Annotated in this window: 8 protein-coding genes and 1 pseudogene; 5 read left to right on the top strand and 4 right to left on the bottom strand. The window is 69.3% G+C overall.

What is annotated here, in order from left to right; translation table 11 throughout:
* Positions 1-219: 219 nt before the first annotated feature.
* A complete protein-coding gene (locus AB0J09_RS48485) occupies positions 220-1,593 on the bottom strand; it encodes a HAMP domain-containing sensor histidine kinase (RefSeq protein WP_360707423.1) in 1,374 nt (457 codons plus the stop codon).
* A gap of 107 nt (positions 1,594-1,700) precedes the next feature.
* Positions 1,701-2,564: an LLM class F420-dependent oxidoreductase gene (locus tag AB0J09_RS48480; protein WP_360707420.1), complete on the bottom strand. Its 864-nt coding sequence runs from the start codon at positions 2,562-2,564 to the stop codon at positions 1,701-1,703.
* A gap of 289 nt (positions 2,565-2,853) precedes the next feature.
* Here AB0J09_RS48480 and AB0J09_RS48475 point away from each other — a divergent pair, with 289 nt between their 5' ends.
* From AB0J09_RS48475 to AB0J09_RS48465, 3 genes are all read left to right on the top strand, one after another.
* Positions 2,854-3,984, top strand: a complete 1,131-nt coding sequence (locus AB0J09_RS48475) for an FAD-dependent monooxygenase (protein WP_360707425.1) — start codon at positions 2,854-2,856, stop codon at positions 3,982-3,984.
* Positions 3,985-4,105: 121 nt separating this feature from the next.
* Positions 4,106-4,534, top strand: coding sequence for a MarR family transcriptional regulator (locus AB0J09_RS48470; protein ID WP_360707417.1), 429 nt, complete (start codon positions 4,106-4,108; stop codon positions 4,532-4,534).
* Positions 4,531-5,799, top strand: a complete 1,269-nt coding sequence (locus AB0J09_RS48465) for an MFS transporter (protein WP_360707414.1) — start codon at positions 4,531-4,533, stop codon at positions 5,797-5,799. Before AB0J09_RS48470 ends, AB0J09_RS48465 begins: the two co-directional genes overlap by 4 nt.
* Positions 5,800-5,825: 26 nt before the next feature.
* Here AB0J09_RS48465 and AB0J09_RS48460 read toward each other — a convergent pair.
* Positions 5,826-6,014: pseudogene (locus tag AB0J09_RS48460) on the bottom strand (hypothetical protein); the annotation flags it as partial.
* A gap of 262 nt (positions 6,015-6,276) precedes the next feature.
* Between AB0J09_RS48460 and AB0J09_RS48455 the strand changes: the two are divergent.
* Both AB0J09_RS48455 and AB0J09_RS48450 read left to right on the top strand, forming a co-directional pair.
* Complete coding sequence (locus AB0J09_RS48455; protein WP_360707410.1) at positions 6,277-7,002, top strand: helix-turn-helix transcriptional regulator; 726 nt, start codon at positions 6,277-6,279, stop codon at positions 7,000-7,002.
* Positions 7,003-7,037: 35 nt separating this feature from the next.
* Positions 7,038-7,490, top strand: a complete 453-nt coding sequence (locus AB0J09_RS48450; protein WP_360707408.1) for a hypothetical protein — start codon at positions 7,038-7,040, stop codon at positions 7,488-7,490.
* A 49-nt stretch (positions 7,491-7,539) separates the two neighbouring features.
* On the opposite strand, the gene AB0J09_RS48445 is transcribed toward AB0J09_RS48450, so the two are convergent.
* Positions 7,540-8,050, bottom strand: a 511-nt coding sequence (locus AB0J09_RS48445) for a LysE family translocator (RefSeq protein ID WP_360707405.1), incomplete at its 5' end; no start/stop codon positions are given.

The raw sequence follows: 8,050 nt of genomic DNA, 5'->3' as shown, positions 1-8,050 counted from the left end.
GCGCCGCGCCCAGCGCCAGGCTGACCCAGCCCAGCGCGCGGGCCAGTGTGTCGGATTTCGTGCTCATGCGTCCCCTCACATGACTGGTCGAGATTCGTGCCGGACAAGCGGCGGGCGTCTCAAGGCCATGAAGGTTTCGCGTGGCGCGATCAGCTCGTGCCGGACTCCCCCGCGCTCCGGCCAGTACCCCATTGACCTGCCATGACACCAAGCGGTCACCTAGCAGAGCGGGAGGCGGAGCACGAACCTGGTGCCGTGAGGGCTGTCCTCGATCTGAAGGCTGCCGTGGTGCGCCTCGGCGATCTGCCGGGCGATCGGCAGGCCCAGTCCGGTGCCTCCGGCGTCCCTGTCACGGGCGGTGTCCAGCCGGGTGAAGCGCTGGAAGACCAGCTCGCGCTTGTCCGGATCGATGCCCGGCCCGTCGTCGGCCACTTCCAGCATCGCGATGCCGTACGGGAAGCGCTGGGCGTCACGCTTGGGGCTGGGCGCCTGCCGTACGTGGAAGGCGATGGTGCTGGCGGCGTGCCGCTCGGCGTTGTCGATCAGATTGGTGAGCAGGCGTGACAGCTGAAACCGGTCGCCGGTCACCACCACACCGGGCTCGAGCGAGTACTCGAACCGCTTGTTCGGCTTCGGGCGCCTCTCGCATTCCGAGATCACGAATTCGGCCAGGTCGATCGGCTCGCGTTCGACCTCTCTGCCCGCCTCCAGCCGTGCGATGGTCAGCAGGTCGCCCACGATCGCCTCGAGCCGGCCCACACTGCTCAGCACGGTGTTGCCTAGCGTGGGCACGCTGGTCTCCTCCGGCGCGTGCAGAGCGTCCTCGACCTCGGCTCGTATCGCGGCGAGGGGGGTTCGCAGCTCGTGGGAGGCGTCCGAGGTGAAATGGCGCTGCTGTTTCATCGCGGCCTCCAGCCGGGCCAGCGTCCGGTTGACGCTGGCGGCCAGGTCATGGATCTCATCCTGGCTCGGCGGAAGGGGTACCCGCCGGTCGGGACAGGTCTCAGTGATCTTGTCGAGTTCCTCTCGGACGGCGTTCACCGGCCTGAGGGACTCGGTGACGATTCGATGGCCGATCGTGGTGATGGCCACGGCCATCAAGGCGGCGACGCCGATCACCGTCCCGGACAGCCACGGATCGACGTACAGAGGGACCTCGGGAGAGGAACTGTAAACGACCCAGTCGTCTCCCGTCCGGTAGGCCGACTGCGCGACCACGAGGTTGCACTCGCCGGAGGGGAAGACCCCGCCGCATACGACCGCGGTGGAGATGTTCCTGTGGTCGGGGGTGAAGCCGGCCATGACCGGCTTGCCCTGCAGCTGCGGCGACGAGGCGACGACCTTCCTCGTGGAGTCGACGATCTGCAGGTTGCGGTCCTTGTGCTCGACCAGCGGCATGACCACCTTGTTGTGCTCCACCTGATGGGCCACGCGGCCGCCGTCGGCGGAGAGCTCTCCCAGGAGGTCGGCTGTGACGTACCGGTGGATCGCGATCATGACCGTCGCGGCCAGGAGCCCGGACAGCAAGGTCGCCACTACCCCGGTGAACAGCGTGATACGGGTTGTAATCGACCAACGTCGCTGCGTCTTCATGCGCCATCCCCTCACCCAGTCGAACACGCGGGCCGTAGCAGGCTGTGCACGAGGTGTTCGGGTAATGGCAAGGGGGGTTCCAAGACCTCGCCAAGTCTCAGGTGGGATCAGCGGCCGAGCGGGGTGATGGTGGCTATCCGCGCGGCGAGTTCGGCCAGGTGGGCCAGCCACGTGCCGTCGGCGGGGTCGGGGACGGCGACGATGACGTGGTCGATGCCCAGGGCGGCCAGATCGCCGCAGCGCTGGACACTCTCCTCGACGCTCTGGCCGTCGGGGATGCGCATGTGGAGGGTCTTCTCGATCTCCTCGTAGGGCCGTCGCAGCCGTTCGCAGTGGGCGCGCAGCACGGCGAGCTTGTGCCGCACGTCGGCGCCGTGCAGGAAGTTGCACGCGTCGGCGTACTGGGCGACGAGACGCAGGGTCTTCTTCTCGCCGCTGCCGCCGATGAGGATGGGCGGGTTGGCCTGCGGCGCGTTGAGCGTGCGTTCCAGCTGGTAGTGCCTGCCCTGGTAGGGCTTGTCCTGGCCGCTCCACATCTGCCGTGCGATCTGGAGCGTCTCCTCGAGCCGCTCGAACCGCTCGGCCAAGGGCGGGAAGCGGAGTCCGAGGCCGCGGGCCTCGGGCTCGTACCAGCCGGCGCCGATGCCCAGGACGGCCCGGCCGCCGGAGAGCGCGTCCAGGGTGCTGACCTGCTTGACCAGCAGGCCGGGCTCGCGGTAGACGGCGCCGGTCACGAGGGCGCCCAGGCTCACCCTGCTGGTGAGGGCCGCGGCGTAGGACAGCGCGCCGTACGCCTCCAGCATCGGATCCTCCACGGAGCCGAAGTTGGGGATCTGGAAGAAATGGTCCATCACCCACAGGCTGCGCAATCCCGCCTGGTCGGCGCCTTGGGCGACGGCGGCGAACCTGCCGGCGATGGCGGCGTCGCCACCGGGCCAGGTGAAACGGGGGCAGGTCAGACCGAGATCCATGGGGACACTCCTTGATCGGGGTGGACGGGGGTGCCCGCCGCGGGCAGGCCGTCGCCGCGGCCGCGGGCATGAAAAAACCCTCTCGCCTGGGCTGCACCCGAGGCGGAGAGGGCTCCGTAGAGGTCATTATCTCACGGCGGGCTTCATGACGTGACATCCCCTTTGCGATGTAGATCATCAACTTCTGCTACTCTGTGTAACATATTGATTGCATTGCGTAGTAACGGGGGCTCTTGTGAAGATCGCGTGCGTCGGTGGCGGACCCGCCGGCCTGTACTTCTCGATCATGATGAAACGGGTGAACCCGTCCCATGACATCACCGTCTACGAACGCGACCCAGCCGGGTCGACATATGGCTGGGGCGTGACCTACTGGGATGAGCTCCGCCAAAGTCTCCACCTTGCCGACCCCGAGTCAGCGCAGGTCATCAGCGAGAGCTCGGTCCGCTGGGACAGCTGGATCGCGCACGTCCACCACCGCGCGACGGTCACGGTCACCCACGGGGAAGTAGGCTTCGGCATCGGCCGGCACCGGCTGCTCGACATCCTCGCCGAACGGGCCCGCTCCCTCGGCGTGCGGGTCGAGTACGAGCACGAGATCACCCACGAGGACGAGCTGGCCGACGCCGACCTCGTCGTCGCCGGCGACGGCATCAACAGCGTGCTGCGCGAGCGCCACTCCGGCCACTTCGGCCCCGAGGTGACGGTCGGGCGAAACGCCTACATGTGGCTCGGCACCACCAAGGTCTTCGACTCCTTCACCTTCGCCTTCGTGGAGACCGAGCACGGCTGGATCTGGTGTTACGGCTACGGATTCAGCGAGGACCACAGCACCTGCGTCATCGAGTGCTCCCCGGAGACCTGGAGGGGACTCGGGCTCCACCAGACGAATGAGGCCGACAGCCTGGCCCTCCTGGAGAAGCTCTTCGCCGACATCCTGGGCGGGCACCCGCTCCTCGGCCGCGGACTGGCCGACGGCAGCGCGCACTGGCTGAACTTCCGCACCCTGACCAACCGGACGTGGTACCGCGGCAACCTCGTCCTGCTCGGAGACGCCGCCCACACCACGCACTACTCCATCGGCGCGGGCACCGCCCTCGCCCTGGGCGACGCCGCTCACCTGGTCCACACACTGCACGGCGAAACCCGGCTCGAGTCCGCCCTCGCCCGCTACGACCGGGAACGCAGAGCCGAGATCCGCGCCAGCCAGAGAGCGGCCCGCTACAGCGCCCAGTGGTACGAGAACCTCCCCCGCTACATCGACCTTCCACCGGAGCAGATGTTCGCGCTGCTCTGCGAGCGGCACTCGCGCGTGCTCCCGTACATGTCGCCGCGGCTGTACTACCAGATCGGCCACATGGTCGAGCGGATCTCCTTGCTTCCCATATTCCGGCGCCGACGCGACTCGAAGGCCACATGAGCATACAGATGCATGCATAAGTTATATGCCTATGTGATATAAGTTCCTTATGTTTCCCGATGCGAACGCTCCACGTACGAACGAGCTGGAGCTGGCAATCGGCCTCGCACGGGTCAGATCGATGATGCGTCTCCTCGACGTGCCCCGAGACCTGTCGATGACCGCCCTGTCCACGCTGGCGAATCTGGAACGGCTGGGCCCGCGCCGTATCACCGAACTGGCCACACTCGAAGGCGTCACCCAGCCCGCCATGACCCGGCTCGTCTCCCGCCTCGAACGCGAGCACCTTGCCGAGCGCCTGCCCGACCCCGTCGACGGCCGCGTGGTGGTGGTCGCCATCACCCGGCACGGGCGGGACGAGCTGGCCCGGCGCCGGGCAGCGCAGGCCAAGCAGCTGGCCGAACTGCTCGCCGACCTGCCGGAGGCCGACCGCGAGGCCATCGCCGCGGCGCTGCCGGCCCTGGATCGCCTGACCGCCCACGCGTTCAACGCCCTGACCCCCGCCACCCCACGCGAGGGCACCCCGCAGACCCCCGGAGAACACGCATGATCGAACCGAAATCCGCAGCCCCCAGCCCGTTCCGCCAGCCCAAGGCCGTATGGGCGGTGGCATTCGCGTGCGTGATCTCCTTCATGGGCATCGGGCTGGTCGACCCGATCCTGCCCGCGATCTCCGACGACCTGCATGCCTCGCCGAGCCAGGTGACACTGCTGTTCACGAGCTACCTGGTCGTGATGGCCGTCGCCATGCTCGTCACCGGCTTCGTCTCCAGCCGCATCGGCCCCAAGAAGACGCTGATCGCCGGCCTCGTGCTGATCGTCGTGTTCAGCGCGCTCGCCGGCACCTCCGACAGCATCGGCGGCATCATCGGCTTCCGCGCCGGCTGGGGGCTGGGCAACGCCCTGTTCGTGGCGACCTCGCTGGCCGTCATCGTGGCCGCCGCCAGCGGCGGCTTCAGCGGCGCCATCATCCTGTACGAGGCCGCGCTCGGGCTCGGCATCGCCGTCGGCCCGCTGCTGGGCGGCGCGCTCGGCCACATCAGCTGGCGGGGCCCCTTCTACGGCGTCGCGGTTCTGATGGCGATCGCGCTGATCGCGACCGTCGCACTGGTACGCCCGCAGCCCAAACCCGCCCGCAAGACCTCGATCCTGGACCCGATCAAGGCGCTGCGCCACCGCGGCCTGCTCGCCATGAGCCTGACCGCGCTCTGCTACAACTGGGGCTTCTTCACCGTGCTCGGCTACGCCCCCTTCCCCATGGAGCTGGACGCCATCCAGCTCGGCCTGGTCTTCACCGGCTGGGGCCTGATGGTGGCCCTCTTCTCCGTGGCCGGCGCGCCCTGGCTGCAGCGCAGGCTGGGCCTGGCCCGCACCCTCTACGGCAACCTCGCGCTCTTCGCGGTCGTCGTCTTCGTCATCGCGGCCTTCGTCGACAACCGCCCCGTGCTGATCACCGCGGTCATCGTCGCGGGTGTGTTCATCGGCGTGAACAACACCCTCACCACCCAGGCCGTGATGATGGTCGCGCCGGTGGAGCGGCCGGTGGCCTCCGCCGCGTACGGTTTCGTCCGCTTCATCGGCGGCGGCCTGGCCCCGTTCGCGGCCGGCAAGCTGGCCGAGCACTTCAACGTCCACGTGCCGTTCGTGATCGGCGGCTGCGCGATCCTGGTCGGCATCGCCATCCTCGCGACCGGCCACCGCGACCTGGAGCGCGCCGAGCGCAACCAGGCCGACGCGGACGCCCACGCCCGCCAGGGCGACCGCGAGGCCGAGCTCACGGAGGCCACCGAGGCGGCGGCCGGAACCGCCGGCTGAGTCCGGCCCGGGCCCACGAGATGATCTCAGTGTGTTGGGCGGGACATGTCCGGCGTTGAGCGAGGTGAGGCCGGTGACGGTGATGTGTTCCCCGGCCGGTGAGGCGGGCCTTTGGCCGCCCAGTCGCGGGAGGAGCCGGCGCCGGACCCCTCTCCCGCGAGCACGACGGCCGGAACGCGGGCCGCCTGGTAGGCGCGGGCGGCCTCATACACGGTGGTGGTCGCGCCGGGGCTGGTCGGCCGAGCACGAGGCCCTGCTGGAGTACGTGATCGCCGGCGACGCCGACTCCGCCGCCGCCGTCATGCGCGAGCACATCGACACCAGCCTGGGCGCCCAGGCTGGCTGGTTCTGCGTAAGCAGGACGGGGTGGACGCCTGAGCTCCTCCTCCGAGACATGCGGGCGACTCGATGAAGCCCACTGGGCGGGCGGTGGTAAGAATCTGCCGGGAGGACCCGCGTCGGCGGCGAAGGAGGAGTGTGGACGAGAGCGTGTCGTTGGCCCAGCTTGCCCATCGGCTGGAGGAGGTGGTGGGCGAGCTGCGTGGCATCCCGGTCGATGTCGAGCGGCTGGAGGACAGCGAACTCGCCCGCGAGCAGATCGAGCGCGCCGCCCGCTCGGCCGGCGAGCTGCGCGCCATGCATCCGGTGGGCTCGCCGGAGCAGGGCCGCCAGGAGCAGAAGAGCAGGCGCAGCGTGCTCGACGAGCTGCGGCGCGGCATGGCGATGCGCACGATCATCCACGCGAGCGTGCTGGACGACCCCCGCAAGGCGGCCCGGATCAGGGAGCTGCACGCCGCCGGCGACCGGCACCGGGTCGTCGACGAGCCGATCCAGCAGCTGCTCGTCTTCGACCGCACAGTGGCGTTCGTCCGGATCACCCCGGTCGCCTACTCGCCGGGCGCCCTGATGATCAGGCAGCAAGGTCTGATCAGCACTCTCATCGATCTGTTCGAGCAGACCTGGACCAGGGCCAGGGAGGTCACTGAGCCGGCGCACCGGCTGACCCCACGCGAGCGGGAGGTGCTCGCCCTGATCGCCGAAGGGCGCTCCAACAGCGCCGTCGCCCGCGCCCTGTCGATCACGGAGGCGGCCGTCGGCAAGCACGTGGCCGCCGTGTTCACCAAGCTCGAGATACCCGCGACCCAGGACGACAACCGGCGAGTGCTGGCGGTGCTCGCCTATCTGCGCGGGATCGCGAGGTAGTGCCAGCCCGACCACGTCAGAGCCCGCTGAACGCCGTGGCGGCGAACCTCCTGCGCGTGGCCGCCTGCCTGGGCACCGCGAGTGTGGTCGCCATGTGGTTCGCCACCGCCCGGAAGGTACGGGCCGCCGGGGGCCCGCGGCGGAACATGTTCAGCCGTGCTTACCTGGTCGTCGTCGCCGCCGAGGCGATCCTGCTCTTCGGCGGGATCCGGGTGCTGGCCGCCTGGGGACGTCCCGAGCAGACGAACGTGGCCTGGGTGGCGTTCGTGGTCGGTGTGCACTTCATCGTGTTGGCGCCGGTCTGGAAGGACTGGAGCATCGCCGTACCCGGGGCGGTTCTCACCCTGCTCGGCGTGGGCGGTCTCGCGCTGGCGTCGACGACCGCCGTCGCCTGGGTGCCGCTCGTCAGCGGGGTGATGTCCGGGCTGGTACTCCTGACCGGCGCCATCACCTTCGGCTGGCGCGCAGTGACTGCTCGGGCGGCCTAGGCTCCTGCCTCAGTTCCGCGGTGGGAGCTCGGTAACGGTGGCCGCGGGTTCATCGCTCGACGGCCAGCCGTACTCCCAAGCCGATGAAGATTCCTCCGGTGGCGATGTCGACGCGGCGGCGCGCGGCGTGCCGGCGGCGCAGCCAGCCTCCGATCCGGCCCGCGAGCACGCCGACCGTGCCGTCCACCGCGAACTCCAGCACGATCAGTACGGCGCCGAGGATCGCGAACTGCAGCCACACCTGGCCCAGGTGCGGGTTGATGAACTGGGGCAGGAAGGCGATGGTGAAGGTGACCATCTTGGGGTTCAGCAGATTGGTCAGCAAGCCGCTGGTGAACGCCCGGCGTCCCGGCATCCCTCCCCCGCCGTCCACGGGCATCTCACGCTCGACACCCTTGCGGTTACGCAACATCTGCACGCCGAGGTAGATCAAGTACGCGGCTCCGGCGATCCGTACCACGGTGAAAGCCACCGGCACCGCCTCGAAGAGGGCCGCGAGCCCCGCGGCGGCGACGGCGACGTGGACGGCCTCGCTCGTCGCCACTCCGGCCGTGGCGAGC

The sequence above is a fragment of the Nonomuraea sp. NPDC049784 genome (genome assembly GCF_040659615.1).
Taxonomy (GTDB): Bacteria; Actinomycetota; Actinomycetes; order Streptosporangiales; family Streptosporangiaceae; genus Nonomuraea.
This window is presented reverse-complemented; position numbering and strand designations above follow the sequence as displayed.